We start from the raw sequence: 895 nt of genomic DNA, 5'->3' as shown, positions 1-895 counted from the left end.
AGGTCGGCATCCTCCTCCCCCTCATAGGGAAAGGGGCCGATGCCCAGCATGCCGTTCTCCGACTGCAGCGTCACTTCCACGCCGGCGGGGATATGGTTGGCCACCAGCGTCGGTATGCCGATCCCCAGGTTCACGTAGAAACCGTCGCGCAGTTCCTGCGCCGCGCGCGCGGCCATTTCATCTCTGCTCCAGGGCATCAGACGGCCTCCCTCTGGCGGACGGTGCGGAATTCGATCTTCTTGTCATAGGGCGCGCCCACGATCATGCGCTTGACGTAAATGCCGGGCAGATGGATCGCGTCCGGGTCAAGCGCGCCGGTGGGCACCACCTCCTCCACTTCGGCAACGCAGATCTTCGCCGCCGTCGCCATGGGCTGGTTGAAGTTGCGCGCCGTCTTGCGGAAGATGAGGTTGCCGCTCTCGTCGGCCTTCCAGCCCTTGATGATCGCCACATCGGCAAAAATCCCGCGCTCCAGGATATAATCCTGCCCGTCGAAGACCTTGACCTCCTTGCCCTCGGCCACCGCCGTGCCGACGCCGGTCTTGGTATAGAAGCCCGGAATGCCCGCGCCGCCCGCCCGGCACCGTTCCGCCAGCGTCCCCTGCGGGCAGAATTCCACCTCCAGCTCGCCGGCCAGATATTGCCGCTCGAACTCCTTGTTCTCCCCCACATAGCTGGAGATCATCTTCTTCACCTGCCGCGTGCGCAGCAGCTTGCCCAGACCCTCCCCGTCAATCCCCGCATTGTTCGAGGCAATCGTCAGGTCCTTGACCCCGCTGTCGCGGATCGCGTCGATCAGCCGTTCCGGTATCCCGCACAGCCCAAATCCGCCCGCGCACAAATGCATCCCGTCAAAGAGAAGCCCCTCCAACGCGCGCGCAGCATCGGGGTAAAG

The 895-nt window shown here is 64.2% G+C and carries 2 protein-coding genes; both read right to left on the bottom strand.

Annotation, left to right across the window (positions count from 1 at the left end; all coding sequences use genetic code 11):
• On the bottom strand, window positions 1-197 hold a 197-nt coding region (locus tag MRBLSP13_RS18850; RefSeq protein WP_363756049.1), incomplete at its 3' end, for a CoA-transferase.
• Window positions 197-895, bottom strand: a 699-nt coding sequence (locus tag MRBLSP13_RS18845) for a CoA transferase subunit A (protein WP_363756047.1), incomplete at its 5' end; no start/stop codon positions are given. The genes MRBLSP13_RS18845 and MRBLSP13_RS18850, both read right to left, overlap by 1 nt.

The sequence above is a fragment of the Sphingobium sp. LSP13-1-1.1 genome, assembly GCF_040676415.1.
In the GTDB taxonomy this organism is placed as follows: domain Bacteria; phylum Pseudomonadota; class Alphaproteobacteria; order Sphingomonadales; family Sphingomonadaceae; genus Sphingobium.
The sequence above is the reverse complement of the archived record's forward strand: the minus strand, read 5'-3'. Positions and strand labels throughout refer to the sequence as shown.